Origin of the sequence: Halolamina sediminis (assembly GCF_001282785.1) — an archaeon.
GTDB lineage: Archaea > Halobacteriota > Halobacteria > Halobacteriales > Haloferacaceae > Halolamina > Halolamina sediminis.
Genome location: NZ_CVUA01000001.1, coordinates 1290193 through 1315972 on the forward strand (window position 1 = coordinate 1290193; position 25780 = coordinate 1315972).

At 69.5% G+C, this 25780-nt stretch carries 28 protein-coding genes; 18 read left to right on the forward strand and 10 right to left on the reverse strand.

Annotated features, from left to right (window positions below; all coding sequences use genetic code 11):
• The first annotated feature begins 1 nt into the window (after position 1).
• Positions 2 to 940, forward strand: coding sequence for a thiamine pyrophosphate-dependent enzyme (locus BN1959_RS06520; protein ID WP_053947885.1), 939 nt, complete (start codon positions 2 to 4; stop codon positions 938 to 940).
• Between the two features lie 102 nt (positions 941 to 1042).
• A complete protein-coding gene (gene lrpA1 / locus BN1959_RS06525; protein WP_053947886.1) occupies positions 1043 to 1471 on the forward strand; it encodes an HTH-type transcriptional regulator LrpA1 in 429 nt (142 codons plus the stop codon).
• 67 nt (positions 1472 to 1538) lie between these two features.
• Here the strand turns inward: lrpA1 and BN1959_RS06530 are convergent, their stop codons facing one another.
• Entirely contained in the window at positions 1539 to 2762 is a 1224-nt protein-coding gene (locus BN1959_RS06530) for an MFS transporter (protein ID WP_053947887.1), read from the reverse strand.
• A gap of 194 nt (positions 2763 to 2956) precedes the next feature.
• Between BN1959_RS06530 and BN1959_RS06535 the strand changes: the two genes are divergently transcribed.
• The 3 genes from BN1959_RS06535 (at position 2957) to BN1959_RS06545 (ending at position 5712) form a co-directional block, all read left to right on the forward strand.
• Positions 2957 to 4327: a DNA polymerase Y family protein gene (locus BN1959_RS06535; RefSeq protein ID WP_053947888.1), complete on the forward strand. Its 1371-nt coding sequence runs from the start codon at positions 2957 to 2959 to the stop codon at positions 4325 to 4327.
• Between the two features lie 114 nt (positions 4328 to 4441).
• Entirely contained in the window at positions 4442 to 5431 is a 990-nt protein-coding gene (locus BN1959_RS06540; RefSeq protein WP_053947889.1) for a hypothetical protein, read from the forward strand.
• The gene (locus tag BN1959_RS06545) at positions 5431 to 5712 is read left to right on the forward strand and encodes a hypothetical protein (RefSeq protein ID WP_053947890.1); all 282 of its coding nucleotides are present in this window, start codon (positions 5431 to 5433) and stop codon (positions 5710 to 5712) included. The genes BN1959_RS06540 and BN1959_RS06545 overlap by 1 nt, the downstream gene beginning before the upstream one ends.
• Before the next feature lie 104 nt (positions 5713 to 5816).
• Here the strand turns inward: BN1959_RS06545 and BN1959_RS14690 are convergent, their stop codons facing one another.
• The 4 genes from BN1959_RS14690 to BN1959_RS06560 all read right to left on the reverse strand — a co-directional run bounded on the left by BN1959_RS14690 (position 5817) and on the right by BN1959_RS06560 (position 8012).
• Complete coding sequence (locus tag BN1959_RS14690; protein ID WP_154018230.1) at positions 5817 to 5966, reverse strand: hypothetical protein; 150 nt, start codon at positions 5964 to 5966, stop codon at positions 5817 to 5819.
• 148 nt (positions 5967 to 6114) lie between these two features.
• Entirely contained in the window at positions 6115 to 6759 is a 645-nt protein-coding gene (tpiA, locus tag BN1959_RS06550; RefSeq protein WP_053947891.1) for a triose-phosphate isomerase, read from the reverse strand.
• A gap of 48 nt (positions 6760 to 6807) precedes the next feature.
• Entirely contained in the window at positions 6808 to 7335 is a 528-nt protein-coding gene (locus tag BN1959_RS06555) for a multiprotein bridging factor aMBF1 (RefSeq protein WP_053947892.1), read from the reverse strand.
• Between the two features lie 62 nt (positions 7336 to 7397).
• Positions 7398 to 8012, reverse strand: a complete 615-nt coding sequence (locus BN1959_RS06560) for a class I SAM-dependent methyltransferase (protein WP_053947893.1) — start codon at positions 8010 to 8012, stop codon at positions 7398 to 7400.
• A gap of 123 nt (positions 8013 to 8135) precedes the next feature.
• Here BN1959_RS06560 and BN1959_RS06565 point away from each other — a divergent pair, with 123 nt between their 5' ends.
• Positions 8136 to 9131 carry a sensor histidine kinase gene (locus BN1959_RS06565; protein WP_053947894.1) on the forward strand — a complete coding sequence of 332 codons (996 nt, stop codon included), beginning with the start codon at positions 8136 to 8138 and terminating at the stop codon, positions 9129 to 9131.
• Here BN1959_RS06565 and BN1959_RS06570 read toward each other — a convergent pair.
• The gene (locus BN1959_RS06570; protein WP_079978624.1) at positions 9128 to 9514 is read right to left on the reverse strand and encodes a winged helix-turn-helix transcriptional regulator; all 387 of its coding nucleotides are present in this window, start codon (positions 9512 to 9514) and stop codon (positions 9128 to 9130) included. The two genes, BN1959_RS06565 and BN1959_RS06570, sit on opposite strands and share 4 nt — an antisense overlap.
• Before the next feature lie 132 nt (positions 9515 to 9646).
• On the opposite strand from BN1959_RS06570, the gene BN1959_RS06575 reads away from it, so the two are divergent.
• Positions 9647 to 11263, forward strand: a complete 1617-nt coding sequence (locus BN1959_RS06575) for a GTPBP1 family GTP-binding protein (protein ID WP_053947895.1) — start codon at positions 9647 to 9649, stop codon at positions 11261 to 11263.
• 39 nt (positions 11264 to 11302) lie between these two features.
• The gene (locus tag BN1959_RS06580; RefSeq protein ID WP_053947896.1) at positions 11303 to 11698 is read left to right on the forward strand and encodes a hypothetical protein; all 396 of its coding nucleotides are present in this window, start codon (positions 11303 to 11305) and stop codon (positions 11696 to 11698) included.
• A gap of 1 nt (position 11699) precedes the next feature.
• Here BN1959_RS06580 and BN1959_RS06585 read toward each other — a convergent pair whose 3' ends face one another.
• Positions 11700 to 12188 (reverse strand): hypothetical protein, encoded by a 489-nt coding sequence (locus BN1959_RS06585; RefSeq protein ID WP_053947897.1) that lies wholly within the window; start codon positions 12186 to 12188, stop codon positions 11700 to 11702.
• A 3-nt stretch (positions 12189 to 12191) separates the two neighbouring features.
• On the reverse strand, positions 12192 to 13127 hold the full coding sequence (gene mch, locus BN1959_RS06590) for a methenyltetrahydromethanopterin cyclohydrolase (RefSeq protein WP_053947898.1): 936 nt from the start codon (positions 13125 to 13127) through the stop codon (positions 12192 to 12194).
• A gap of 117 nt (positions 13128 to 13244) precedes the next feature.
• On the opposite strand from mch, the gene BN1959_RS06595 reads away from it, so the two are divergent.
• Positions 13245 to 14792 carry a hypothetical protein gene (locus BN1959_RS06595; protein WP_053947899.1) on the forward strand — a complete coding sequence of 516 codons (1548 nt, stop codon included), beginning with the start codon at positions 13245 to 13247 and terminating at the stop codon, positions 14790 to 14792.
• 12 nt (positions 14793 to 14804) lie between these two features.
• Here the strand turns inward: BN1959_RS06595 and BN1959_RS06600 are convergent, their stop codons facing one another.
• Positions 14805 to 15116: an MTH1187 family thiamine-binding protein gene (locus BN1959_RS06600; RefSeq protein ID WP_053947900.1), complete on the reverse strand. Its 312-nt coding sequence runs from the start codon at positions 15114 to 15116 to the stop codon at positions 14805 to 14807.
• Positions 15117 to 15195: 79 nt separating this feature from the next.
• Between BN1959_RS06600 and BN1959_RS06605 the strand changes: the two genes are divergently transcribed.
• From BN1959_RS06605 to BN1959_RS06635, 7 genes are all read left to right on the forward strand, one after another.
• Complete coding sequence (locus BN1959_RS06605; RefSeq protein WP_053947901.1) at positions 15196 to 15840, forward strand: hypothetical protein; 645 nt, start codon at positions 15196 to 15198, stop codon at positions 15838 to 15840.
• Positions 15841 to 16080: 240 nt separating this feature from the next.
• Positions 16081 to 17190, forward strand: a complete 1110-nt coding sequence (locus BN1959_RS06610; RefSeq protein ID WP_053947902.1) for a PstS family phosphate ABC transporter substrate-binding protein — start codon at positions 16081 to 16083, stop codon at positions 17188 to 17190.
• A 49-nt stretch (positions 17191 to 17239) separates the two neighbouring features.
• Positions 17240 to 18397 (forward strand): phosphate ABC transporter permease subunit PstC, encoded by a 1158-nt coding sequence (gene pstC / locus BN1959_RS06615; protein ID WP_053947903.1) that lies wholly within the window; start codon positions 17240 to 17242, stop codon positions 18395 to 18397.
• Complete coding sequence (gene pstA / locus BN1959_RS06620; RefSeq protein WP_053947904.1) at positions 18394 to 19998, forward strand: phosphate ABC transporter permease PstA; 1605 nt, start codon at positions 18394 to 18396, stop codon at positions 19996 to 19998. Before pstC ends, pstA begins: the two co-directional genes overlap by 4 nt.
• Complete coding sequence (gene pstB, locus BN1959_RS06625; RefSeq protein WP_053947905.1) at positions 19991 to 20887, forward strand: phosphate ABC transporter ATP-binding protein PstB; 897 nt, start codon at positions 19991 to 19993, stop codon at positions 20885 to 20887. Before pstA ends, pstB begins: the two co-directional genes overlap by 8 nt.
• Positions 20887 to 21870: an AbrB/MazE/SpoVT family DNA-binding domain-containing protein gene (locus BN1959_RS06630; RefSeq protein ID WP_053947906.1), complete on the forward strand. Its 984-nt coding sequence runs from the start codon at positions 20887 to 20889 to the stop codon at positions 21868 to 21870. The genes pstB and BN1959_RS06630 overlap by 1 nt, the downstream gene beginning before the upstream one ends.
• Before the next feature lie 80 nt (positions 21871 to 21950).
• The gene (locus BN1959_RS06635) at positions 21951 to 23126 is read left to right on the forward strand and encodes a pyridoxal-phosphate-dependent aminotransferase family protein (protein ID WP_053947907.1); all 1176 of its coding nucleotides are present in this window, start codon (positions 21951 to 21953) and stop codon (positions 23124 to 23126) included.
• Between the two features lie 3 nt (positions 23127 to 23129).
• On the opposite strand, the gene serB is transcribed toward BN1959_RS06635, so the two are convergent.
• A complete protein-coding gene (serB, locus tag BN1959_RS06640; RefSeq protein ID WP_053947908.1) occupies positions 23130 to 23768 on the reverse strand; it encodes a phosphoserine phosphatase SerB in 639 nt (212 codons plus the stop codon).
• Between the two features lie 96 nt (positions 23769 to 23864).
• Here serB and BN1959_RS06645 point away from each other — a divergent pair, with 96 nt between their 5' ends.
• Both BN1959_RS06645 and serA read left to right on the forward strand, forming a co-directional pair.
• Positions 23865 to 24050 (forward strand): hypothetical protein, encoded by a 186-nt coding sequence (locus tag BN1959_RS06645; protein WP_053947909.1) that lies wholly within the window; start codon positions 23865 to 23867, stop codon positions 24048 to 24050.
• 147 nt (positions 24051 to 24197) lie between these two features.
• Positions 24198 to 25778, forward strand: a complete 1581-nt coding sequence (serA, locus tag BN1959_RS06650) for a phosphoglycerate dehydrogenase (RefSeq protein WP_053947910.1) — start codon at positions 24198 to 24200, stop codon at positions 25776 to 25778.
• Positions 25779 to 25780 lie beyond the last annotated feature (2 nt).

Below are 25780 nucleotides of genomic sequence, written 5' to 3' on the forward strand. Positions count from 1 at the left end.
AATGAGTGCATTCAGCGCAATCGGCGACGAACGCGAGATCGAACAGGACGAGTACACGCCGGGGATCGAGCCCCAGCCGACGTGGTGTCCGGGCTGCGGTGACTTCGGCGTCCTGAAGGCACTGAAGGGCGCCCTGCCCGAGGCCGGGCGCACGCCCGACGAGACCCTGACGGTGACGGGGATCGGCTGCTCGGGCAAGCTGAACTCCTACTTCAACAGCTACGGGTTCCACACGATCCACGGGCGCGCACTGCCCGTCGCGCGGGCCGCGAAGCTCGCGAACCCCGGGCTGGAAGTGATCGCCGCCGGCGGCGACGGCGACGGCTACGGCATCGGCGGGAACCACTTCATGCACACCGCCCGGGAGAACCACGACTTCACCTACATCGTGTTCAACAACGAGATCTTCGGCCTCACCAAGGGCCAGACCTCGCCCACCTCCCCGAAGGGTCACAAGTCGAAGACCCAGCCCCACGGCTCGGCGAAGGAGCCGATCCGGCCGCTCTCGCTCTCGCTCACGTCGGGGGCGTCGTTCGTGGCCCGCACCGCGGCGGTCAACCCCAACCAGGCCAAGGAGCTGATCAAGGAGGCCATCGAGCACGACGGGTTCGCCCACATCGACTTCCTGACCCAGTGTCCGACCTGGAACAAGGACGCAAAGCAGTACGTCCCCTACATCGACGTCAACGAGAACGACGACTACGAGTTCGACCCGACGAACCGCGAGGAGGCCGCGGAGATGATGCGTGAGACCGAGGAAGCCCTCCACGAGGGCGAGGTGCTCACCGGGAAGTTCTACGTCGACGAGGACCGCCCCTCCTACCAGCAGGAGAAGCAGAACATCGGCGAGATGCCCGAGGAGCCGCTGGCCGAGCGCTACTTCGACGACGACTACGAGTGGGAGCGCTCCGCGGACATGTTCCTCGACGACCACAAGTGAGCGCTGGCGGCCGGTAGCGGCCCCCCGCCCGGGCGTTTGGGTCCACCGAGACTCGCTTTCCGCTTCGCAAGGCATTTTTCCTCGCACCGCGAAGTACGGTCCATGACTACGTCGGCCACCGAGGACCGAATCCTGCAGATCTTGGAGGAGGACGCGCAGGCGTCGGTCTCCGAGATCGCCGAGCGCGCCGACGTCTCCAAGCCGACGGTTCGGAAGTACGTCCGCCAGCTCGAGGAAGAGGGCGTGATCGTCGGCTACTCCGCCGAGGTCGACCCCAAGAAGCTCACGGGCCAGTCGATCGCGCTGGTGGGGATGGACGTCGACAGCGAGCAGTACGTCGACGCCACGAACGCGCTCAAACAGCTGGACGCGGTCGAGTCGTTGTACAGTTCGTCGGGCGACCACATGCTGATGGCGGAGATCCGAGCCGAGAACGGTGACGCGCTCGGCGACGTGATCAACGACGAGGTGCTGGAGATCGACGGGCTGACCGCAGCCCACCCCACTTTCCTGCAGGAGCGTCTGAAGTAGCTCCCGCTCGGTGCGGCTCCGGTGTTCACCTTCGCTCTCGACGACGGGTAGCGTCGCGTCGGCGCCGTTACGGCTCGCCGGCGTTGGGCGACGGCTCGGTCGACTCCACCGGGCTCGGGCTGGCCGTCGTGGGCTCGTCCCGGACCGGCGACGTGAGCAGCCAGAGCACGGCCGCAGCGACGGAGACAGCGACGCCGGTCGCCGCGAGGAAGCTGACGGGGCCGATCCCTTCCGCGACCCGGCCGCCGAGCACGTTCGCGGCCCCGGAGGCCAGCGAGAGCACCATCGAGACGCCGGAGAGCACCGTCGCCCGGCCCACGTCGTCGAGCCGGTCGTTGAGGTACTCGTTGCGGACGGGGCGGACCAGCTGTGAGACGGCCCGACGGGCGAACACCGCGGGGACGAGTAGGAGCGGGACGACCGCGAAGCTCGCGTAGAGAACCCCGAAAATCGGGATCAGGGACAGCATGACGCCGCGGGTCCCCAGCCGATCCTGCACCGCTCCGGCGGCGCCCGTCGCGGCCGCCGAGACGAGCTTGAACCCCGCGTAGACGACGCCCAGTCCGGCCACCGGGACGCCGACCTCGCGTAATGCCGGCTGTTCGAACACTCGCGTCACCGAGAAGACGACGTTGAACAGGGCGGCGTAGACGACCAGCCAGCCGATCGAGGGGCGGGTGAACTGCGAGCGCAGCAGCGAGACGGCACGACGGACCGTCATCGTCGGCTCGTCGTCGCGTATCTCCCCGGTCCGGGGCAGCGTGAACAGGATCGGCAGCCCCAGCGCGGCGACGGCGGCGTTCGCCACGAACGGTAGCGCCGGGTCGACGGTGTACAGCACGCCAGCGGTCAGGGCTGCGCCCGCGGAGACAACTAACAGCACGGACTCGGCCCTGCCGCTGAGCCGGGCGAACTCGTCGTCGAGACCCGCCTTCGCGAGCAGTTCGTACAGCCACGCGTCGCTGGTGCCGCTCCGGAGCGTCCACGCCACCGCCCACAGCAGGAACAGCGCGGTGAACGCCGCCGTCGACGACGCGAACACGAACCCGGCCATCACCGTCGCGGTGACGGCGTTGCCGAGCGCGAGCGTCCGCCGACGGCCTAGGTAGTCCGCCAGATAGCCCGTCGGGAGCTCGCCGGCGACCATCCCGAACAGGAACACGCCCTGGACGAACCCGATCTCGGCCAGCCCCAGCCCCTGTGCCTCCATGTAGATCACCGAGACGGGGAGGTAGAACCCGTTGGTGAGCGTCGCGCGGTACGCGTAGTACCGCCTGACGACCGAGATCATACCCGATTGTCGGTTCCCCGGCATCAAGTGTATTCCCGGCAATCATTTTTAGTAGGGGAGTTGATACGTGTTTGGCCGTGCGTGGAACCAGTCGGTGGGGGCGGTTTTGGGTCTGCTAAGTGGGGGTAGGACCCCCGCTCCACTTTCACCCCGTCCGGGAAACCCTCTTCTCCGTCCCGGCCCGAACGCCACGTATGAGCGGGAGCACCCTTCCCGGGACTGGCGACGACGAGTCGCCCGACAGAGTGGTGCTCCACGTCGACATGGACTGCTTCTACGCCTCCTGTGAGCGCCTGCGGGAGCCCGAACTCCGCGGCGAGCCGGTCGTCGTCGGCATGGGGTACGAGGCGGGTGAGACGATCGGCGCCGTCGCGACCGCCTCCTACGAGGCCCGGGAGCACGGCGTCGACTCCGCCCAGCCCATCTCGCAGGCGGTCGAGCGACTGCCGCCCGTCGAGCGCCCGGATCTGGGCGACGAAGACGCCGCGGACCGAGCAGGCGCGGCGGGCGAGGGCGACGACCGCGGCCACTACCGCCCGGTAGCCATGGAGTTCTACCAGTCTGTCGCGAGCGAGGTGAAGACGATCCTGCACGACTGCGCCGACACGGTGCGGGAGGTGAGCATCGACGAGGCGTATCTCGACGTGACCGATCGCACGTCGTGGGAGCGCGTCGACGCGCCTGCGCGGGCCTCCGGCGCGGCCGAGCAGCGCACGCTCGCCGAGGGGTTCGCGCGCCACGTCCGGGAGCGCATCGCCCACGAGGTGGGGGTCCCCGCGAGCGTCGGCGTCGCGCCGAACATGGCGACCGCGAAGATCGCCAGCGACCACGACAAGCCCGACGGGCTGACGGTCGTGCCGCCGGGGACGGTCGCGGCGTTTCTCGCGCCGCTGCCCATCGAAGAGATCCACGGCGTCGGCCCGGTCCGTGCGGGCGAGCTTCACGACATGGAGATCGAGACCGCCGGCGACCTCGCAGATGCGGACCCCGGCCACCTGCAGGACCGCTTCGGCGACCGGGGCGTCGAGCTCTACGAGCGCGCCCGCGGCGACGACGACCGCGAGGTTACGCCGACGGGGCTGCCAAAGAGCCTCTCCCGGGAGTCGTCGTTCTCGGAAGCGACGACCGACGCCGAGGCGATGCGGGAGAAGGTCCGCGCGCTCGCGGCCGCGGTCGCGGAGCGTGCCCGCTCGAAGGACGCGCTCTACCGGACGATCGGGATCAAGGCCGTCACGACGCCGTACGACGTGAACACCCGCGCCGAGTCGCTCTCCGGCCCCGTCGACGACCCCGATCTGGTGGAGGAGACCGCCCTCTCGCTGCTCGGCGAGTTCGAGGACGAGTCGGTCCGCAAGCTCGGGGTGCGGGTGTCGAAGCTGAGCTTCACCGCGGGCGAGCAGGCGAGCCTCGACGGGTTCGACGCACACGAAGCCGGTGACGGCGCGGTCGGGAGTCGGAACGCACAGCGGTCCGGCGACGCGGTCGCGGACGGCAGCGGCGACGACCGCGACCCTGCCGCCGGCGAGGACCGGTCGGGGCAGTTCTCGCTGGAGGAGTTCGAGTAGCCCCGTCGGAAACCCTATGTGGGCCCAGTGGGTCTGTTACGACGATCACGGCGACCCCTCCGGTCGCCCACCGAGCCGCCCGACCGGCGTCGGGACGGCGGCGACGCCCCCACCATGACCGACGACACCGACACCGAGGAAGACGAGGACGAGCGCGCCGTCTCGCTCCCGCTCATCGACACGTTCGCCGTGCTGACGGCCGAACTCGACGCGAAGACCGACCGGATCGAGCGACTGGAGAGCGAACTCGACCGGCGCTACCTCGACCCTGCCGACGGCGATCCCCAGACCGCTGCCTCGGCGGGCGAGACGGCCGACGACACGGAAACGAGAACGCACGAGGACTGGGACCCGGCGACCGACCCGCTGGAGGACACCGGCGTGGCGACCGCCGACGGCGACCACGAGGGCGTGCGACCGACCGTCGACGCGGCGGCCGAATCGTCCCAGCGCGAGGCGCCGACGGCCGACACCGAGCGCGGGCAGTCGACCCACGCCGGCGACACTGCGCGGGAGTCCGGCCTCTCGCCCGTGAAGACAGCATCCGCCAGTGATGGCGGGAGGACCGCGGAGTCGAGCCGAGAAACCGCGGACGAGGAGTTCGGCGTCACGATGGAGTCCTCGTCGGACCTCACCGGCGGCTCGCTCGGCAGTTCGGCACCGGTCGAGCGCTCGGCACCGGAACGCGAGGACTCGGCGGACGGCGACGAGCAGCCTCCCGACCCGACTGCCGACCGCGGTGAGCGCCTCAGCCGGCTCGTTCGCCGTGCCGAACTCCGAGAGGAGGACGCGGTGGTCGAGGCGTTCGTCGAGGGGATCGATGCGCTGGACGAGGTGACCCGGGAGATGCTAGCGCACTATCGCGAGGTCGGCGACGCCACCCCTCTCGACGCCCACGTCGCCGCCGGCGGCTCCGGCGAGCGCCAGTACGCCTACGCGCGCAACCGGACGCTGCGGAAAGCTGGCGTGATCGAACACGACGGCGCCGGCCGGTACCGCTATGCGCTGCCCGATCTCGTCGGCGAGGCGTTCGACGGCAACGCCGCCGCGGGGACAGTGGCCGACGCGGTCGACGCGATCGAGACCGCGACGGATCTCGACTGATGCGGGCGCTCCCGGAAACCGGCGACGGTCGTTGGCACCTCGAGCGCCACGCCCGGCTGGTGGTGTACGAGGCCGACGCCGGCGACGAACTCGTCACCGTCTACGACTGCGGCGCTGCACAGAAACCGCCCTCGGCGCAGTTCATCGGCAACCTCGTCCGGGTGCGCGCGCCCCACGAGGCCGAGCGCTCGCCGACGGGGTACGTCGTCACGCTGAAAGAGGGCGGCACGCTGGTGGAGCAGGGCGAGGACCACTACGTGATCGAGGAGCGCGAGGGCTGAACACCAACCTCTTTTGTCGGGATCCGCCCTCGCTTCGAGCGCGGATGCGACGTTCGAGATTCACCGCGACCTGTTGAGAACTGCGAGCACTCGTGGAGCGGCGGCTACAGCGCTTGCCACACTTTCTTGGCGAGATAGACGACGACGTTGACGAACACCACCAGACCGACTGTCAGGACGATTCCAACAGGATCGCTTGCCCCGATTTTGAGTGGCCAAGCGGGAGAGTAACCAACCGGATTGAACCACGGCATCGGTACCATCGTGTTGAACGGTAGGGAAAACGTCTGTTGGTTTGTACTTTACCTCCGGTTTCACCCGACCGACCGAGTGGGACGATCTCTCCCCGGTTATTGCGGGTCGACTTTCCGACGGCGAAGTACCACTCCACGCGACCGGTACTCAAAGCGGCGAGACCAGATCGCGCAGCACTGCCTCCGGATCGTCTGCGAGCGCCACCCCGGAAGCCAGCAAGACGCCGTCGGCGCCGAGATCGTGCGCGGCTGCCACGTCCTCGCCGGTCGCGATGCCGGCGCCACAGAACACGTCCACGTCGTCGTTCACGTCCTCCGCGGCGTCGACCGCGTCGCGGACGATGTCCGGGTCGGCGGTCGCGACGGACTCGTCGCCGCCGATGAGTTCGGGCGGCTCGACCGCGACGGCGTCGGGGCCGAGCGCCGTGGCGGCGGCGATCTGGTCGGGATTGTTCGCACAGACCACCGTCTCGAGCCCGGCCGCGTCTGCGGCGTCGAGCCCGTCGTCGATATCCGCGAGTTTCAGGCGCTTCTCCGAGTGGTTCAGCAGCGTACCCACCGCGCCGGTCGTTGCGACGGCGTCGGCGTGGGTGCTGCCGGTGTGGCTACCGTGGGAAACGGGACTGACGTGCTGGGCCCACGTCTCGACGCCGGTGGCGGCGACGGCGCCGAGGCGTGCGGCCTGCGGGGCGACCGCGATGCGGGCGCCGGTCTCCTCGGCCACGTCGGCCGCGGTCGCGGCCACGGCGACGGGGTCACAGTCGTATGCTTTGAGGTTGACGAGGACGAACACGTCGGGAGGCGGGTCCCGACCGGCAAATAGGTAGGCGGTTCGGCGGCGTTACTCGCCCTTGCGCTCGACCACGTCGCCGAGGGTCTGGGTCATCGAGGAGTCGGTCTCCCAGTCGGAGCCGTCGTCGCCGGAGCCCTCCGCCAGCGAGATCCCGAGTCGCTTCTCGAGCTTCGTGCGCACGTCGTCGCTGGGGAGCACGTCGCCGCGCTCGAGCTTGCTGATCAGCGAGGCCTTCTCGTTGAGCTCCTTCGCGAGGTCCTCCCGGCTCAACCCCTCGTCCTCGCGGGCCGCCCGGATCTGCTCGTCGTAGTCGCTCGCGATCTCGTCCATCTGATCGAACATGTCGCGGCGGCGCCCGCCGCCACCGCCGCCCCCGGTGCTCCCCCCACCCGTCGAGGACGAGGAGGAGCCGTCGGAGGAGGACGTCGAGTACTTCGTCGACGTGGTCGACGTCGACTCGGTCTCGACGGTCGTGCCGAAGTCCGTGCAGTCGTCGCAGAGTTCGAGCTCCGCGCCCTCGACTTTCGTCGTGGTGAGCGAGGACTTCTCCGCGCCGCACATCTCACACTGGGCCATACCCGACCTAGCGGATGGGGTAGTAAAAAGGAACCGGCGGGGCGCCGATGGTTCGGACGGACTCACTCGGCGCCGAGCCGGCACCGCAGGAACGGCCAGTCGATGTCGTCCAACTCGCTGTGGACGCCGTAGCGCTCCGTGATCGTGAACCCCGCCTCGGCCAACAGCCGCTCGGTCTCCGCCATCGGCGGGAACGACCACGCCATGCGCTCGCCGGCGTCGAGCCAGTCGTCGTTCTCGCCTGCCCAGTCGTCGCCGATGCTGAACAGGAACTCCCCGCCCGGTTCGAGCACCCGTGCGACCTCGGCGTAGCAGTCGCCGTGGTCCGCGACCGGGAGGTGGATCACCGAGTAGAAGGCGGTGACGGCGTCGAAGCCGTCGGCCGCGAACGGGAGCGCGGTCATGTCGCCGGCGACGAGGCCGGCGTCGACGCGCTTGCGGGCGAGCTGGAGCTGTGCCGTCGAGATGTCCAGCCCGACCGCGCGCTCGGCAGGGAGGAACCCGAGCGGCCCCTCGCCGGCGCCACAGCCGAGATCGAGCACCCGCGGCGCCGCCGGGAGCGACTCCTTCAGCGCGACGAGCGCGTCGTTGTCAGCTGGGTCCCCCCCTCGCTGCTCGTCGTAGGCGTCCGCCATCGCGTCGTAGCCGTCCCGAACCGTCGCCCGCTGATCGTCCATGGGCGGCGTTCCGACCCCCGAGTGAAACGCGTTCCGGATGCCTGTCAACGCATCGCACACATCTCCTATCAGATCTCGTAACTAGAGCGTGCGATTATTGTGGGCGGCTCACGAACGACGGGTGTGACGCCGGCTCTGGAGTCGCCGTTCGCCCGCCGTCGCGTTCTCGTTGTTGGGAACGACGACAGAGCCACAGCACTCGAGAGCAGCCTCGCCGCCGACGGGATCGAGACGACGCGGGTGTCGTCGGCGCCCGAGGCGCTCGCGACGCTCGACGCGATAGAGGTAACGCTGCTCGTCGTGATCGACGGGATCGAGAGCCGCCCCGCCGACGTGTTTGGCGCCGCCGCCCGTCGGGGCCACCAGCTCCCGGGCGTGTTCGTCGGGTCGAAGGCGCGACAGCTCCCGCCGGGGGTCGAACAGGCGCCCGCGGGCGCCGACGCGGCCGCGTCGGTGATCCGCCAACGCCTGCTGGCCGCGAGCGCGGCCGAGGCCGAGCCCGCAGTCGAGCACGACCCGCTCGCGGCGTTCGGCGACACCGTCTCCCACGAGCTCCGGAACCACCTGAGTGCGGCCCGGCTCGCCGTCGACTCGCTGGAGGGGCCGACGCTCGAGCAGGCGCGGGACGCGCTGGACCGGCTGGAGGGGCTCGCCCACGAGGCGGAGGCGATCGCCGCCGGCGAGGTGAGCGACACCGAATCCGTTTCGCTCGCGTCCGCCGCCACGGATGCGGCCGACCGCGTTCGCGCGCCCGAGGCCTCGATCCACATCGACGCCGAGGGGACGGTACAGGCGGATCCGGCACTGTTGACGCTGTTACTCGAGAATCTCGTTCGCAACGCCGTCGAGCATGGCTCGACTGGCAACCAGACGCAGTCTGGTGACGCCGTGGAGCACGGCGGTGACGACGTGACCGTCCGCGTGACCGACACCGACGCTGGCTTCGTGGTCGCCGACGACGGCCCGGGGTTCGGTGACGGGAGTCCGTTCGCGTGGGGGTACTCCGGCGACGGCGGGCAGGGTGCCGGGCTGGGGATCGTCCGACGCATCGCCGAGGCTCACGGGTGGGAGATCGTCGCCGAGAACGACGGCGGCGCGCGGGTCGAGATCGGGACTTAGTCGTCGGCCGTGCCCGCCTGACAGCTCTCCATCCACTCGTTGGCCCAGGACTCGATCTCGTCGAACACGGGCGCCAGCGACTCGCCTTTCCCGGTGAGCGAGTAGTACGTCGCGACGGGGGCGTCTTCCTCCAGTCGCCGTTCGACGAACCCGGACTCCTGCAGGTCGTCGAGCACGCGCGAGAGCGTGCGGGCGTTGGCCTCCGTCGACCGCTTGAGCTCGTTGAACCGCTTCTCCCCCTCGGTCAGGTCGTGGAGCACTACGAGCCGCCACTGGGAGCCGATCTGTTCGACGGCGTCGACGACCGGGCAGACCTCCGTCGCTTGTCCCTCGCTCACCTGCTCCTCCGCGCTCACGCCGGCGTCCTCGATATCGGTAGACATCTGTTACCCGGTTCGCTCCGGATACCTATAACCGCTTCCCCTCCACCGCCGGCGCCGCTCCGGAGCACTACTGTGGCATGGGGAGACACAACACGAAAAGGCATATATCGGCCGCGGCGCCTACCTCGCTCCATGAGCGCAGACCGGGCCCCGCTGCAGCGGGCCCTGGAGCGCGGCGAGGAGGAGGGCGGCCCCGTCGAGTTCAAAACCCGGCTCACCCGCGACACCCACCTCGCGGACGGTCGGATGGAGTCGCTGGCTGCCCAACTCCGCCACCGCGTGCTCTCTGGCGACGGTGAGGCGACGTACGTCGTCGGCGTCGACGACGACGGTGCGATCGCGGGCATCTCCCCCGACGCCTTCTCGGAGTCGATGGACGTGCTCTCGCTGTTGGCCGACGAGGCCGACGCCCACATCGAGGACGTGGAGACGTGGGGAATCGACGGTGGCGACGGGGCCGAGGGGCTCGTCGGCGTCGCGACGGTTCGCGAGGGGGCGATGCTCGAACGCGAGGACGACGAACACGTCGTCGTCGGCACCGCGGGCCACGTCGACCACGGGAAGTCGACGCTCGTGGGCACACTCGTCACCGGCGAGCGCGACGACGGGCAGGGGAACACCCGTTCGTTCCTCGACGTGCAGCCCCACGAGGTCGAACGCGGGCTCTCGGCGGATCTCTCCTACGCGGTGTACGGGTTCGACGAGGATGGCGACACTGTCCGGATGGACAACCCCCACCGCAAGAGCGACCGGGCCCGGGTCGTACAGGAGGCCGACCGCCTCGTCAGCTTCGTCGACACCGTGGGCCACGAGCCCTGGCTTCGCACGACGATCCGGGGGCTGGTGGGTCAGAAGCTCGACTACGGCCTGCTCGCGGTCGCGGCCGACGACGGGCCGACCAAGACCACCCGCGAACACCTCGGCATCCTGCTCGCGACCGAACTGCCGACGATGGTCGCGATCACCAAGACCGACGCCGTCAGCGACGAGCGCGTCGAAGCCGTGGAGGACGAGGTGGAGGCGATGCTCCGGGAGGTGGGCGAGACACCCCTACCCGTCGATCGCCACGGCGTCGACGCCGCGATCGAGGAGATCGGCACCGTAGTTCCGATCCTCCGGACCAGCGCGGTCGCGGGCGACGGGCTCGACGAGCTGGACACGCTGTTCGAGGCGCTGCCCAAGCGCGACTCCGACGCCGACGCGCCGTTCCGGATGTACGTCGACCGCTCCTACAGCGTCACCGGCGTCGGCGCCGTCGCCTCGGGGACGATCAACGCCGGCACGGTCGAGGCCGGCGACGAGCTCTTGCTCGGCCCGATGGCCGACGGGAGCTTCCGGGAGGTGGAGGTCCGGTCGATCGAGATGCACTACCACCGCGTCGATCAGGCCCGCGCGGGCCGGATCGTCGGGATCGCCCTCAAGGGCGTCGAGGAAGCGGAGATCGAGCGCGGGATGGCGCTGCTCCCCCGCGACGCTGACCCCGATCCCGTCCGAGAGTTCGAGGCCGAGGTCGTCGTGTTGAACCACCCGACCAAGATCGGCGAGGGGTACGAGCCGGTCGTCCACCTCGAAACCGTGAGCGAAGCCGGGATCTTCACGCCCGAGGGCGGGCGGCTGCTCCCGGGCGACAACGGCCGGACGACGGTCCGGTTCAAGTTCCGCCCCTACCTCGTCGAGGAGGGCCAGCGGTTCGTGTTCCGCGAGGGCCAGAGCAAGGGCGTGGGCACGGTCCGCTCGATAGACACGTAGCCCGAACGCTTTTCGCGACCCACGGCGACCCACGAAGGGATGGATGACGGCACGAAGCGGCGGCTGACGCTGCTCGTGACCGGCGTGTTGCTGGCCGCCGTGGCGACGACGCTCGCGCAGTTCCCGCTCGTCGCCGGGGGCGTCGCCGACGCGAGCCCCTACGCCGTCGCGGTCGGACTCGGCGTCGCGATGCCGCTGCTGCTCGCCGGCGCGTACCCGCGGACGGAGACCACCGATACGCGATGGCACGCGATACTCGTCTTGGTGGAAGCTGTTGCCGGCGTCGGCGCCGGCGTCGGCGCCGTCGCGCTGCTGGTGACAACCGATCTGCCGGACATGCTCGCAGTCGGCGCCGCCGCGGCCGCGACGTACGTCGGCGCTACCGCGGCGCGAGCGGTCGTGTTGGGGCGACCGACCGGCGAGGGGGAGCCGTAGCTCAGTTCCCGACGACGTAGCTGCCGTCGACGCGCGTGGCCAAATCCAACAGCACCAGCCAGTCGAGCAGTCGCTCGGTGCGGTCGGTCCAGTGCTCGACCCACTGCCGGCGCCGCTCGCGCTCCCAGCCCGGAACGGTGTCGCGCAGACGCTCGAACACTCTCTCCGCGGACAGCGGCTCGTCGGCGTCCTGCAGCACTGAAAGCGTCTCGCTCGCGCCGAAGACGCGCTCGCGGAACGACCCACGGATATTCTCGGCTGTCGGTTCGCGCTGGGTGCGCTTGAACCCCGAATCGGTCTCCGCGGCCAACTCCAGCGCGCGGAGGAACGTCAACCACGTCCGCGCCACGTCCCGGCTCTCGTGGCCCTCGCGGCGCATCAGCCGGGCACAGCAGTCGTTCTCCGAGCCGGGGACCAGCGGCACCGCCGACTGGGCGTCCGCCACCGCGTCGAGGTCGTTCGGCGCCTCGGGCAGCGGTTTGAGTCGCACGGCCTAGAAGCCGAAGCTCTCCGCCAGCAGTTCCTCGTTGCGCTCGCCGAAGCGGTACGTCGGGCCGTCGGCCACGTCGACGGTGGCCGCTGCGGGGCCGAACACTGACTCCGGCAGCGCCTCGAAGTCCCAGTCGTGGGCCCCGAAGATGTCCGCGAACGGCTCGCCGAACTCCTCGCCGGCGGCGGAGGTGACCGACTCGAACGCGTCGGCGTCGTCGCTGGCGACGGTGAGGTGGACCTCGCCCCCGTAGGCCAGCGCGTCGTTCGTCCGGGCCATCGCCTCGCTCTCGTCGTAGCCGACGGGCGCGACGGGCGCACTGCCCGAGACCGAGAGCACGTCGTTCGGGTCGTACCCCGCCTCGAACAGCTGCCAGACCGCCATCTCCGGGGCGCGGGCGCCGGCGGCGACGCTGCCGGCGATCGAGCCCAGTGCGAACGTCGGCAGGAACACGCCGCTCTCCTCGACGCCCGCGAGGTCGGCGACGTGGGCCGCGATCTGGTCGTCCGGCAGTTCGATGCTCTCGACGGCCAGCACGGTCAGGTCGAACTCGTCGTAGTAGCCGACGGCCTCGAACTCGCTCTCGCGGCCGACCAGCGCCCGGGCCGGGCCGGAGCCGAGCCCGTCGAACACGTCGAAGTCGAGCTCCCAGCCCGCCTTCTGCGAGCACAGCAGCGCGATCCCGGGGTGGTCCGTCGACAGTTCGACGTGGGGGACGGGCGCGCCGTCGACACGGCCCATCCGGGTCGTGATCGTCGACAGCCCGGCCGTCTGGATCTCCGCGAGCAGCACGCCCGCCTCGACCCCACCGTCGACGTCGACGCCGAAGTCCAGCACGGTCGCGCCCGAGTCGAGTTCGTAGGGCGCGACGTTGAGCTCGTCGGCGAAGTCGAGCGCCTCGTCGACCAGCTCGACCGCCATCCGGTTGATGCTCTCCATACGCCTTACTCCCGCCGCCCCGCGTAAAGGGGTTTTCAGTCCGTCCACGGCTCGCGGTGCCGCCGACGGTTCTGTCACCCTCAGAAGGTTTATCCCGAGAGTGTGCTATCTCATGTCATGGATCGGCGGACGCTCCTGCGGAACTGTGCCGTGCTGGGGGCGGCAGGCCTGAGCGGCTGCAGCGGGCTGGCGGGTCGATCGGCCGCCCCCGACACCGACTCACCGACGCGTTCCCCGACTGCGACTGCCTCACCAACGTCGACGCGGACGGAGACGGCGACGCCGGAACCGATGGCCGAGTTCTTGGACGAACTCGTCGGCGCGATCGACCGCGAGACCGAGGACTGGGACGAGGGCGTCAGTGTGGACGACGTCTCGGAGAGCTTCGTCGCGACGCTCCGTGACGACGACGGCTACACCGACAACGGGCTCGCCTTCCTCGATCGGTTAGAGACCGTCTCGGAGTCGTTGGAGATGCGGAACGCTGCCCGGACCGCGGCCTCGGTCGCCGCGTTCGATTCGATCTCGGACGGCGATCTCGCGACGGTGGACCGATGGCTGGCTTTGCCGACCGGCTTTCAGAGGGGAGCGTTCATGGCGACGTCGTACCCCCCGACCGGCGCGATCGCGGGCGCCCTCGTCGACTCGTCGGGGGACGGAATGCGGGACGGGTTCCTGCTCGGGACGAGCCCGTTGCTATCCGTCGTCGAGCGACTCCACGAACCGAGACCGATCGTCGCGGAGATGGCGACGAACCTCGCCGGCGAAGGGTACACCGAACGGGCGATCAGCTACATGCGGACGGTGTTACGCTACCGTCAGTACGAGGGTAACCCCTACGAGCGGTGGGCCCAGGCGGAGCGGCAAAACCTGCTGGTCGAAGCGACGACCGACGGCGAGATCACCGAGGCCGCATCCCGAGGGATCGGGAGCAGCAGTAGTGACCGTCTCATCGACGCACAGGCCGAGGCGTTCGGCGTCGATCCGACCCGGGGCGACACAGCGGGTGACGGGTTCCCCGACCACCTCGCGTGGCTGATGGCCGAGGAGTTCGGGTTCCCGGTCCACCCCACCGAACCGGACGTCTACGTCGAGGTGGCGGCCGCCGAGGGGGTCGACCACCTCTCTGAGAACGAGCGGGAACGGCTGGTCGACCTGTTCGCGAACGCGCCCGGCGGACCGATTCACCTCCACTTCTACGAGGGGGCCGACGACGTCGAACCATTGACACAGGGGTACGAGGAGGCGGTCGAGTCCCGGGCGGAGGACGGCGAACGCGCCGGACTCGGCCACCACTACGTCCTGTTGAACGACCGCGACCTCGATTTCCAGGGCGAGGACGATCGGCGGGGGTTGAACACCGGAACCGCAAGTTGGGTCGACGGAACGCTCCCGTGGACCGAACGAACGAGCGTGTTGGCACACGAACTCGGCCACTCCCTCGGGCTGTTGCCGGAGGAGTTCGGGGGGATCGATTCGGAGGAGTACTCGGTGGGCGAGTACGCGAGCGTCATGAACTACAACGGACCCGACGACTTCGCCGACTACAACGACGGCGACCCGTTCGACGACTGGGAGCATATGCGCGAGAACACGTTCCGGTACGGTGAGTTGGACGTCTCGGGTCTCGAGCAAACGTGGCAGAACGGCGAACCCCCGCAGTAGTCTGAGCCGCCTTCACCGCTCGCTCCGTGCCTCCCGCCCCAACGCTTCCTCGACGGAGTCGACTTTCGACGCCGCGTCGGCGTCGCTGGTCCGCTTGTCGTCGATCTTCAGGAACGTGCTCACGCGATCGCCGTCCACGGCCTCGTGGGCGGCCTGCGCCGCGGCGAACAGTTCGCTGATCTCGTCGGCCTCGATGGTGGTCCCCATCGGCGTGGTCTCGTAGGACACGTCGAACGCCTCGAGCGCGTCGACGGCTTTCGCGACTTCGGACCCCATCGACTCGTCGGTCGCCGGTGCGACGGAGAGGAACGCCACGACGGTCATGGCCGGCTGTTGACTCCCCCGGGACTTCGCTCTACCGGCGACCGGAACGCTGAGGGTAACGGCCGCACACGCCACCCCCGTGACCGACGATATCGAGGTCCCCCGGGACGGCGCCGCGGTCGCGCGGCGCTACCTCCGCGTCGAACGGCTGGTCAGCGGCGCTGTCGCGCTCGGAATCGGGATCGCCGGCGCGGCGGCGTTCCTGTCGCTCCCGCCGCTGTGGGCGTTGGTCCCCATCGTTGCCCTGATGGCGCTGGCACGGGCGCCCGTGTTCCGCACGGGCGGCCGTGCCCGACTGCGAACCGACGCCGACCCCGAGGCGGTCCGCGAGGCGTTCGCGGGGCCGACACCGCCGTCGCTCGTGCTTCAGTGGGGGATCGCGGACGACGTGCGACGGGTCGACGGCGGCGCCGCGTTCGACCTCTCCTACCTGTTCGGCCTCCGGAGCGTCGAGATGGGCGTCGAAGCCGAGGTCGTCGAGAACGTGACCGAGCCGGATCGCGTGGAACTGACCGTCACGGCCGAAGGGCAGCCGTGGGGCACGTACACCGCGTGGATCGAGCCCGTCGAGGGCGGCACCGGCATCACGGTCGAGGTGCAGTCCGACCGGAAGTTCGGCCTCCGGCGGCTCCCCCAGCACCTCGTCGCGCGCCGGTACCGCGACGCCGCACTGGCGGCACAGGGGTACGAGACCGTCGAGCGGTCGTTCTCGCTGTCGCGGTAGCCGACGGCCACGAACGCCCGGATTCGCCGGACGAGCGCGTCGGACTGCTCACGGGGACACGCGGTGTCCCACAGCTACAGGCCTACAGTCCGCCGAGACTGCAGAGCAATGGGGAGGAGTATATAGCGTCTAGTGTGAGGATGAATACCACTATGGATGAACAGATCGCTGTAGGGTTATTGTACTGGAAAATACCCCTATTATAAACTGCTTTACTCGTACCCACCCCCGACTCAGGTGATGGCACCGGACCCGGAGGCAGGACGAGTATCGCGGCGGAAATTCATCGCAGTGACTGGCGTTGCGGGCGTGGCGGGGGTCGCCGGCTGTTCTGGCGGCAGCGGGACCGACACCGAGGCGGGCGGCTCCAGCGGCTCCGGCTCGGGGAGTTCGAACGGGCTGGACACGACGGTCCTAACCGGCGACGGCTCCTCGACGGTGTTCCCGATCACGAACACCGCCTCCAGCTACTGGAACTCCAACCCCGAGGCGGGCGACGAGGACTACTGGCCCCAAGAGTGGGCCGACGAGTACGGCACCGACATGCGGCTGGCGGACTACTTCGCGAGCGACTACGGCTACGAGGCGACCGAGCAGCGCTCGGTCCCGCCGTTCCGTGTCAGCATCGCGCTAAGCCACTCGGGGACGGGGATCGAGGGCGTGATGGAGGGTCGCGTCGACATCGGCGACGCCAGCTCCTCGGCAGCCTCTGAACTCGGCGAGGACGCCGAGGGGCTCGACGACTTCGTCGACCACGTCGTCGGCGTCGACGGCCAGCCGATCGTCGTCAGCCCCGAGATCGCGGACGCGGGGCTGGAGTCGATCACCATCGACGAGCTGCGCGGCATCTACAAGGGCGAGATCACCAACTGGAACGAGGTCGGCGGCCCCGATCGAGAGATCCTCGCGCTCGGCCGTGCGGAGGGCTCCGGCACGGACACCGCGTTCCGGAACAACGTCTACGGCGACCCCGAGGAGCCGATCAGCCCCGACCAGCGCTTCGGGCAGAACCAGCAGCTCCAGCAGGCAGTCGGGCAGGCCGACAACGCGATCGCCTACATCGCGCTGGCGTTCGTCGACCCCGAGGGCGGCACCGTCCCGATCGGTCTCGAGATCGACGGCACCCTCTACGAGTACGGGAAGAACCTCGGCGCACAGGACTACCCCCTGTCGCGTGACCTCCACGCCTACACGTACGAGGACACCTCCCGCAAGGAGGCTGCCTTCATCAACTTCTGTCTGAGCGACTTCGGGCAGGAGATCTTCGTCGCCGGGAACAACTACTTCAAGCTCCCCAGCGACCGGCTCGAGACCCAGCGCGAGAAAGTCGCGGCGTCGAACTACGAGTAACGCCACGCCCCGCGCAATCGGCTCTCCCTGATTTATCAATGATGCATTCATGACGCAGCGAGTTCCCCAAGCACGAGAGGTACTGACGCGGCTCCGTGCGGCCGTCACCCGGCGCGTCGACGGCACGAAACAGCGGGCACGCGACTACCGATCCCGGACCGAGGACGGCGCCATCGCGATGCACGGCCTCGTGATCGCGTCGGTGCTTCTGACGTTCCTGCTGTTCCTCACCGGCTCGCGGTGGACGGTGCTGCCGGTGCTGTCGTTTCTCGGGACGATGGGCGTCGGCTGGGCTCGCTATCAGGCGGAGGCCGCCAAGGCCCTGACGTTCCTGACGACCGTCGCGACGGTGTCGATCCTGACGCTGATCGTCGCGTTCCTATTGCTGGAGTCGATCCCCGCTGTCCGCGCGATGGGCGTGGACCTGTTCATGCGGGTCCGCAACCCCGCGATGGAGCCCCCCACGCTCGGGCAGGGGCTCTGGGGCCGCGGCGGCGTCTGGTCGCTCACGCCGATGATGCTCGGCACCGCGATCACGACGCTGATCGCGACGTTGATCGCGGCGCCGGTCGGCGTCGCCGGCGCGGTGTTCGTGAGCGAGATCGCGCCCGGACGTGTCCGGGAGGTCGTCAAACCCGGCATCGAGCTGATGGCCGGCATCCCGTCGATCACGTACGGGTTCATCGGCCTCACGATCGTGAACCAGTACTTCTACGCCGAGTTCGGCACCCCAACCATCGGGACGTACTTCGCGGCCGGGCTGATGATCGGCATCATGGCGCTCCCGACGGTCGTCACCGTCGCCGAGGACGCGCTGAACGCGGTGCCCGAGGAGATCAAAAGCGGCGCGCTCGCGATGGGGTCGACGAACTGGCAGACCACCAAGAGCGTCACCATCCCCGCGGGGCTGTCGGGCGTCTCTGCGGGCGTCCTGCTCGGTGTCGGCCGGGCGATGGGCGAGACGATGGCCGCGACGGTGATGCTCACCCACACGAAGGGGTTCCCCTCGCCCGTGTTCGACGTGTTCTCGCGCTACGGCGAGACGCTCACCACCGTCATCGCGTTCGAGGGCGGCAACGCCAGCGGCGTCCACATGAGCGCGCTGTTCGCGGCCGGCGTCGTCCTGTTCGTGATGGTGATGCTGCTGAGCGTCGCCTCGCAGTACGTCGAGTGGCGGATGCACCGGAAGCTCGGAGGTGAGCGATGAGCAACGTCGAACGGAACCGGCTCGCCGGCGCGGACTCGACGGCCGGCGACCTCGTGTCGACCGGGATCCTCGCCGTCGCAGTCGTCACGTTCCTCGCGTCGTGGGTACTGCTGCTGCAGTGGGCCGACGAGACGGCGACCGTCGCCGGGCTGAGCGTGCTGAAGCTGCTCGGCGTCGGCCTCGTCGTCGTCGGCGGGGGGCTCGCGTTCCTCGGTCTCGGTTCGTGGCTCGACTACGTCGACACCGCGCCGTCGTCGACGGCAGGCGTCACCGTCGGCGCCGTGTTCGGCCTGCTGTGGGCGATCGTCGGCGGCCTCGCCGCCACGCTGGTGCTCGGGAACGACGCTGCGCTGTGGCTCCCCGTGGCCGCCCTCGTCGGGGTCGGCGGCTTCCTCGCGTCGGTCCTCCCCCCCGAGGACGTCGGCTCGACACTCCCCGTCGCGGGGGTACTGATCCTGCTCGGCGGCTTCGTCGCCGTCGGCGGCATCAACGCCGGCTGGACGTGGTCGCCGGCGTGGTCCTCCGCCGAGTTCCCGGGGAGCGAGCTCGTCCCGATCCTCGTCGTGTTCGGCACGCTGCTCGGCGCCTGGAGCGCCGGGAAGGCGAAGGCGGGGTTCGGCGCCGAGGGGCGACAGACGGGGGCGTACTACCTCGTCGGATCGGTCGTGTTCGGGATGCTCGGCGTGCTCGTACTGCTGATCGCGTTCATCGTCACCAACGGGCTGGAGACGATGCTCACGGGCGCGAGCCTGACTGGCGGCCGGTTCACTCTCCCGTTCGTCGGCGTCCGGCTCCCGTGGCCCGAGTTCCCGTTCCTCCTGAACCAGACCGGCGGGCTCTACGTCGAGATCCCGGGCGTTCTGCCCGCGGTCGTCGGGACGCTGTGGCTCGTGTTCGGCGCGATCACGTTCGCGGTCCCGCTCGGAATCGGCGCCGCGGTGTTCCTGACGGAGTACGCCGAGCGCGGGCGGTTCACGCAGGTCGTCGAGGTCGCGACCAACGGGCTCTGGAGCACGCCGAGCATCGTGTTCGGGCTGTTCGGGCTGGCGTTTCTCGTCCCGCGGATCAGCGGCGGGAACTCGATCGTCGTTGGGCAGTTGGTGCTCGGCTTCATGCTCCTGCCGCTGGTGCTCATCACCAGCCGAGAGGCGATTCTCGCGGTGCCCGACGCCCACCGCGACGCCAGTGCCGCCCTCGGCGTCACGAAGTGGCAGACGATCAGGAGCGTCGTGCTCCCGGCGGCGATGCCGGGCACCATCACCGGCGTCATCCTCGGCGTCGGCCGGATCGCCGGGGAGACGGCCCCGCTGCTGCTGGTGTTCGGCGGGGCGCCGTACCCCAGCAACTCCCCGAACGTCCTCGGCAGCTTCCAGCTCAGCGCCCAGCCCCCGTTCGTGACGAACGAGGCGCTGCTCTCCCCCGCGAGCGCCCTGCCGTACCAGCTGTACTCGACGATCACGGCCGGGGTGTTCCCCAAGGAGATCTTCACCAACACCGAGTTCGGCTGGGGCACCGCCCTCGTCCTGCTGCTCGTCGTCGTCGGCTTCTACGCCGTCGGCGTCGGCAGCCGACTCTACTTCCGGAGGAAACTACATGAGTAAGACAGAGACGCGCGACGGCACCGAACAGGAGCTGACGACTACCGGCGAGACCAGCGAGGAGGTCCGCGAGGCGTGGACGGAGTACGAGTTCGCCGGCGACGCGAAACTCGCCGCCGAGGACCTCGACGTCTACTACGGCGAGGAGCGGGCGCTCCAGAGCGTCTCGTTGGAGATCCCCGACGAGTCCGTGACCGCGCTCATCGGGCCGTCGGGCTGCGGGAAGTCGACGTTCCTCCGGTGTCTGAACCGCATGAACGATCGGATCAACAGCGCACGCGTCGACGGCTCCGTGCGGCTCGACGGCGAGGAGATCTACAGCGACGGCGTGAACCTCGTGGAGCTCCGCAAGCGCGTCGGGATGGTGTTCCAAGAGCCCAACCCGTTCCCGAAGTCGATCGCGGATAACATCTCCTACGGGCCGCGGAAACACGGCGACCTCGATACGGGGCTGCTGGCTCGCCTGCTCGGCCGCGACGACACCCAAGAGGAGCGCGAACTGGTCGAGCGGGCGCTCCGTCGGGCCGCGCTCTGGGAGGAGGTCGCGGACCGACTCGACGACAACGCGCTCGGGCTCTCCGGCGGCCAGCAACAGCGCCTCTGTATCGCGCGCTGTCTCGCGGTCGACCCCGACGTGATCCTGATGGACGAGCCCGCGAGTGCGCTCGACCCCATCGCGACCGCGAAGATCGAGGACCTGATCGAGGAGCTGGCCGAGGAGTACGCCGTCGTCGTCGTCACCCACAACATGCAGCAGGCCGCCCGGATCAGCGACCAGACCGCCGTGTTCCTCACCGGCGGCCAGCTCGTCGAGTACGGCGAGACCGACCAGATCTTCGAGCACCCGCAGAGCCAGCGGGTCGAGGACTACATCACGGGCAAGTTCGGCTGATGGAGACCAGAAAGATCCAGCAGGTCGGCGGCGGCACGTACACCGTCTCGATCCCCATCTCGTGGGCCCAGGAGCACGGCGTCGAGGCCGGCGAGACTGCGTACCTCTACACCCACCGCGACGGCTCGCTGATCGTCCGCTGGGGCGAACGCGAGGAGACCGCTCTCGGGGCGGTCGACGTCGAGGGCGGCGACGCCGACGCGGCCGTCGACCGGACGCTCGACGCCGCGTACACCGCGGGGTTCGACCGAATCACCTTCCACGCTCTCTCGGCCGCCCAGCGGGAGTCGATCACCGCGCGGGCCCGGACGCTGATCGGCGTCGACGTGACCGAGGAGTCCGCGGACGGCGTCGAAGTCCGGTGGCTGCTGGACGACAGCGACCTCACCGTCCGCCGGTCGGTCGGGCAGCTCCGGTTCGTCGCGGGGTCGATGCACGACGCCGCGATGGCCACGCTCGCGGGCGCGACGGCCGACCCGCGATCGATCGGCGATCGAACCGAGGAGACCGACCGACTCGCCCGGCTGGTCGAGCGCCAGTGCAGCCGGGCGATGGTGCTGTTCGCGGCGCTCGACCGGCTCGACGCCACGCGCCCACAGCTGTTTGCGCAGTACCGCGCGGCGCGCGAGCTCGAGCGGGTCGGGATCGACGCCGCCGAGATCGCCCGCGCCGTCCGTCGGTTGGGCCCGGTCGAATCGGCCAACCTCGCTGCCGACGTTCGCGCCGTCGGCGACGACGCCCGCGAGACCGTCGAGATGGCGGCCGACGCGGTCGTCGACGGGGGGTCGACCGCGACGGCACACGAGGTGCTGGACCGCGCCGGGAGTGCCGCGGAAGCGGCGCGAGCGCTCCGCCGGACGGTGTCGACCGAGGCGCCGCCGGACGGCATCCTGCTCACTCGCGTGCTCGACAGCGTGCTCCGGACTACCAGCCGCGCCGAGTCGCTCGGCGAGATCGCTCTCCAACGAGTCGTTCGGTCCTGACGCGACCCGTTCTTGTTTCGTGGTAACACGCTTACAGCCAACGGCGGGCTTAACACCCACGGGCCGAACTACTCACACACATGCGAGAGGACTTCCTGCTTCTCAACCCCGGTCCGGTACCGATGAGCGACGCGGCGCGCGAGGCGATGAGCGAGCCGATGGTTTCCCACCGCTCGGGCGCGTTCGAGGCGGTGTACGAGCGCGCACAGGACGGGCTAGAGTACGTGTTCGAGCGCTCGACGCCCGACGAGACGCGAGCCACCCGGGACGGCGAGGCGCTGATCCTCAACGGGACGGCGACGATGGGGATGGAGGCCGCCGTCGCGAACCTCGTCGACCCCGACGACGAACTCGTCGCGGTCGTCAACGGGAAGTTCGGCCGGCGGTTCAAGCGCATCGCACAGCGCCACTGCGAGGTGACGGCCGTCGAGTTCGACTGGGGCGATCCCGTCGACGTGGACGCGGTCGCCGACGCGGTGACCGACGACACCGCGGTCGTCACGGTCGTCCACAACGAGACGAGCACGGGGCTCATCAACCCCGTCCCGGAGATCGGCGCGATGGCCGCGGAACACGACGCCCGGTTCGTCGTCGACGGCGTTACCTCCATCGGCGGCGACGAGTTCCGGATCGACGACTGGGACGTCGACATCGCGGTGACTGACGGGCAGAAGGCGCTCGCGGCGCCGCCGGGGATCTCCGCGCTGTACGTGGCCGACGGCGTCGACGTCCACATCGACGGCGAGGGGGCGCCGTTCTACGAGGACCTCGACTGGCACAGCCGGAAAGCGAGCCAGCATCAGACCCCCTTTACCAGCGCGGTTCCGCTGTTCCGCGGGCTCGCGGTCGCGGTCGAGGAGATCGAGGCCGAGGGGATGGGCGACCGCATCGCCCGCCACCGCCGGCAGTCGACCGCGTTCCGTGAAGCGATGTGGGCGATGGGGCTTTCGTCGTTCCCCGAACTGAACGACGAGAGCAGCTACTCCAACACGCTGACGGCGATCGAACTGCCCGAGGGCGCCCGCGAGGAGGACAGCGACGAGTTCTTCGACGCGGTCTCCGAGCGCGGCGTGTCGATCTCGGGCGGGCAGGCCCACCTCGGCGGCGACATCTTCCGGGTGAGCAACATGGGGAACCTCACGAGCGAGCAGCTGCTGCGGGGGATCCGAACCATCGGCGAGGCGTTCGAGCAGGTCGGCGTCGACGTGGACACCGAGGCAGGAGTCGAGACCGCGCGGCAGGAACTGGACGCGTAAATCTCAGTCGAGCAGTCCGGTCCGCTCGAACAGCGTCGCCAGCGCGTCCATCGTCGTCACCACGTCGTCACAGTGCGGTTCGACGGCGTCCTTGGGCTCGAAGCCGACCGCGTGGCCCGCGGCTTGCAGCATCGGCAGGTCGTTCGCGCCGTCGCCGACCCCGACGGTGTTCGCGCGATCGACGTCGTACTCTGTACAGAGCTCTTCGAGCGCGTCGTCTTTCGTCCCCTCGATCAGCGGTCCCTCGACCTCGCCGGTGAGTTCGCCGTCCGCGGTCGGGAGGTCGTTAGCGACGATCCGGTCGACGCTCGCGCCGTCGCGTTCGAGGGCTGCCTCGACGCCGGGCGTGAAGCCGCCGGTGAGGATCGCCGTCGTGTGGCCGGCGTCGTTGAGGCGCTCGATCACGTCCGCGGCGCCCGGTCGGAGCGTCGTCTCCTCGTACGCCGCGGCGGCCTCGTGTTCGGCCAATCCGTCGAGCATCGCCGCGCGCTCGCGCAGGCTCTCGGCGTAGGAGAGCTCCCCGCGCATCGCGCGGGCGGTGATGCCGCCAATCTCTTCGGCGACACCGTACCGTTCGCCAAGTGCCACCAGCATCTCCGCCTCCGAGAGCGTGCCGTCGAAGTCGAACGCGACGAGGGTCATACCCTCTCTCCGGGCGCGGGGGTAATCAGTCGTTTGTCCGGGATAGCCGCGGCGCGGGAGCGGTACACATTTGTCGCCGGTCGGAGTCGCCCGAGTATGGTCGATCCCTCCACTGAACGGCAGCTCACCGAGATCAAGTACCTCTTGGTGCTGACAGTCGCGCTGCTCAGTGGCCTCGTGTTTGGCCGTGACGCGTACGCGCAGATGCAGATCGCCCTCGCGAGCGTCCTCGTTCTGGGGGCCGTATTCGCGGTCCGTTCGCTACGTTCCGGCGGCAAGTAGTTCCGTCCGGTCCGATGCCGCGACGACCCACACCACTGCATACTCTCTATTTCATTCCTCGATAGTATTCACGTTCGTGCCTATTCATGGGCCAATCACTCCCATGCTTGAGAAAGCGTTAACCCCCGGGGAGAGTTCACTCGGAGCGTGAAGGTACTCATCACGGATCCGATCGCCGACGCCGGGATCGAACGCCTCCGCGAGGCGGGCCACGAGGTCGCCACCGACTACGACGCCGCCGGAACCGCGCTGCTCGACGCCGTTTCCGACGCCGACGCGCTGATCGTCCGTTCGGGCACCGAGGTGACCGAGGAGCTGTTCGCGGCCGCGCCGAACCTCCAGATCGTCGGCCGTGCGGGCATCGGCGTCGACAACATCGACATCGACGCCGCCACGGAGCACGGTGTGATCGTGGCGAACGCGCCCGAGGGGAACGTCCGCGCCGCCGCCGAGCACACCGTCGGGATGACGTTCGCGACCGCGCGCTCGATCCCGCAGGCCCACGGCCGGATGGTCGAGGGCGCGTGGGCGAAGGGAGCGTTCCTCGGCACCGAACTCAACGGGAAGACCCTCGGCATCGTCGGCCTCGGCCGCGTTGGGCAGGAGGCTGCCAAGCGACTCGGCGCGCTGGGGATGGAGCTCGTCGCCTACGACCCGTACATCAGCGAGGAGCGCGCCGAGCAGCTGGGCGCCGAACTGGTCGAACTGGAGGAGTGTATCGACCGCGCGGAGTTCCTCACCGTCCACGTCCCGCTGACCGACGAGACGGAGGGACTGATCGGCGAGGAAGAGCTCGCCCAGCTGGAGGACGGCTACGTGATCAACGTCGCTCGGGGCGGCGTCGTCGACGAGTCGGCGCTGGCCGACGCGGTCGAGGACGGCGTCGTCGCCGGCGCCGCGCTGGACGTGTTCACCGACGAGCCGCTCCCAGAGGGCTCGCGTCTGCGGGAGGTCGAGGACATCGTGCTGACACCCCATCTCGGCGCCTCGACCGCCGAAGCACAGGAGCACGTCGCCGTCGCGACCGCCGAGCAGGTGCTCGCCGCGTTCACCGGTGAGCCGGTGATGAACGCGCTCAACGCTCCCTCGGTCGACGAGAGCGCCTTTCCCCGGATCGAGCCGTACATTGGCCTCGCGGAGACCGCCGGGCGGGTCGCCGCCGAGCTGTTCGACGGCCGGATCGAGCAGATCGAGGTGAGCTACGCCGGCGAGATCGCCGAGGAGGACGTGGAGCTGGTCACGGCCAGCGCACTTCAGGGGGCGTTCGCGCCGCTTGAGTGGCAGGTGAACGCGGTCAACGCGCCCCGGGTCGCCGAGGAGCGCGGCGTCGACGTGACCGAGACGAAGACCCGAAGCTCCGATGACTTCCAAAGCCTGCTGACGGTGACTGTCGGCGACGGCACCGACGAGCTCGCGGTGTCGGGAACGCTGTTCACGGGCGAGGAGCCGCGGCTGGTCTCGATCGACGGCTACCGCGTCGACGCGCTCCCCCACGGCCACATGCTCGTCGCGCGCAACGAGGACGCGCCGGGCGTGATCGGTCTCATCGGTACCGTGCTCGGCGAGTACGGCGTCAACATCGCGGGGATGTACAACGCCCGCGAGACGATCGGCGGCGAGGCGCTGACGGTGTACAGTCTCGACGACGACGTGCCCGAGGACGCGTTGGCACAACTGACGGCCGACAGCCGGATCATCGCTGTTCAGGAGATCGACCTCTCGGACTGAGT

What these genes read in the sequence shown, in the direction of transcription:
- BN1959_RS14690 (WP_154018230.1), bottom strand. Translation starts at nt 5,966, where the DNA reads ATGCCGTGGTTCAATCCGGTTGGTTACTCTCCCGCTTGGCCACTCAAA.
- BN1959_RS06575 (WP_053947895.1), top strand. Translation starts at nt 9,647, where the DNA reads ATGAGCGCAGACCGGGCCCCGCTGCAGCGGGCCCTGGAGCGCGGCGAG.
- BN1959_RS06610 (WP_053947902.1), top strand. Translation starts at nt 16,081, where the DNA reads ATGGCACCGGACCCGGAGGCAGGACGAGTATCGCGGCGGAAATTCATC.
- BN1959_RS06545 (WP_053947890.1), top strand. Translation starts at nt 5,431, where the DNA reads ATGCGGGCGCTCCCGGAAACCGGCGACGGTCGTTGGCACCTCGAGCGC.
- BN1959_RS06535 (WP_053947888.1), top strand. Translation starts at nt 2,957, where the DNA reads ATGAGCGGGAGCACCCTTCCCGGGACTGGCGACGACGAGTCGCCCGAC.
- BN1959_RS06595 (WP_053947899.1), top strand. Translation starts at nt 13,245, where the DNA reads ATGGATCGGCGGACGCTCCTGCGGAACTGTGCCGTGCTGGGGGCGGCA.
- BN1959_RS06540 (WP_053947889.1), top strand. Translation starts at nt 4,442, where the DNA reads ATGACCGACGACACCGACACCGAGGAAGACGAGGACGAGCGCGCCGTC.
- pstA (WP_053947904.1), top strand. Translation starts at nt 18,394, where the DNA reads ATGAGCAACGTCGAACGGAACCGGCTCGCCGGCGCGGACTCGACGGCC.
- pstC (WP_053947903.1), top strand. Translation starts at nt 17,240, where the DNA reads ATGACGCAGCGAGTTCCCCAAGCACGAGAGGTACTGACGCGGCTCCGT.
- BN1959_RS06520 (WP_053947885.1), top strand. Translation starts at nt 2, where the DNA reads ATGAGTGCATTCAGCGCAATCGGCGACGAACGCGAGATCGAACAGGAC.
- serB (WP_053947908.1), bottom strand. Translation starts at nt 23,768, where the DNA reads ATGACCCTCGTCGCGTTCGACTTCGACGGCACGCTCTCGGAGGCGGAG.
- mch (WP_053947898.1), bottom strand. Translation starts at nt 13,127, where the DNA reads ATGGAGAGCATCAACCGGATGGCGGTCGAGCTGGTCGACGAGGCGCTC.
- BN1959_RS06600 (WP_053947900.1), bottom strand. Translation starts at nt 15,116, where the DNA reads ATGACCGTCGTGGCGTTCCTCTCCGTCGCACCGGCGACCGACGAGTCG.
- BN1959_RS06530 (WP_053947887.1), bottom strand. Translation starts at nt 2,762, where the DNA reads ATGATCTCGGTCGTCAGGCGGTACTACGCGTACCGCGCGACGCTCACC.
- BN1959_RS06560 (WP_053947893.1), bottom strand. Translation starts at nt 8,012, where the DNA reads ATGGACGATCAGCGGGCGACGGTTCGGGACGGCTACGACGCGATGGCG.
- BN1959_RS06635 (WP_053947907.1), top strand. Translation starts at nt 21,951, where the DNA reads ATGCGAGAGGACTTCCTGCTTCTCAACCCCGGTCCGGTACCGATGAGC.
- BN1959_RS06570 (WP_079978624.1), bottom strand. Translation starts at nt 9,514, where the DNA reads ATGTCTACCGATATCGAGGACGCCGGCGTGAGCGCGGAGGAGCAGGTG.
- pstB (WP_053947905.1), top strand. Translation starts at nt 19,991, where the DNA reads ATGAGTAAGACAGAGACGCGCGACGGCACCGAACAGGAGCTGACGACT.
- BN1959_RS06630 (WP_053947906.1), top strand. Translation starts at nt 20,887, where the DNA reads ATGGAGACCAGAAAGATCCAGCAGGTCGGCGGCGGCACGTACACCGTC.
- lrpA1 (WP_053947886.1), top strand. Translation starts at nt 1,043, where the DNA reads ATGACTACGTCGGCCACCGAGGACCGAATCCTGCAGATCTTGGAGGAG.
- BN1959_RS06580 (WP_053947896.1), top strand. Translation starts at nt 11,303, where the DNA reads ATGGATGACGGCACGAAGCGGCGGCTGACGCTGCTCGTGACCGGCGTG.
- BN1959_RS06645 (WP_053947909.1), top strand. Translation starts at nt 23,865, where the DNA reads ATGGTCGATCCCTCCACTGAACGGCAGCTCACCGAGATCAAGTACCTC.
- BN1959_RS06555 (WP_053947892.1), bottom strand. Translation starts at nt 7,335, where the DNA reads ATGGCCCAGTGTGAGATGTGCGGCGCGGAGAAGTCCTCGCTCACCACG.